This is a genomic window from Xenorhabdus yunnanensis, from assembly GCF_028598805.1.
Taxonomy (GTDB): Bacteria; Pseudomonadota; Gammaproteobacteria; order Enterobacterales; family Enterobacteriaceae; genus Xenorhabdus; species Xenorhabdus yunnanensis.
Genome location: NZ_JAQRFI010000364.1, coordinates 1 through 223, shown reverse-complemented (window position 1 = coordinate 223; position 223 = coordinate 1). Strand labels below are relative to the sequence as shown.

1 pseudogene is annotated in these 223 nt (G+C 47.1%); it reads right to left on the bottom strand.

Going from position 1 to position 223, the window contains the following annotated elements:
• A pseudogene (locus PSI23_RS23815) lies at nt 1-223 on the bottom strand (hypothetical protein); the annotation flags it as partial.

Here is a 223-nt window from a genome sequence, read left to right as displayed (position 1 = left end):
AAACAAATTCTGTACAGAATCCTTTGCCTGATCAGCTTCTGTACCAATTTGCACTAATGCACCGGTCAACTTAGAGGCGTCTTCAACAGGCATAGCGGTATTTTTGGATAGCGTATCCAGATTATAGGCCTCTTTCCCCATATCCCTGAGCGTCTTATATCCGGCTGCCATCCCGCCAACAACGCCCCCGATACCACCAAACAGCCCCATTTTTGATGTTAGT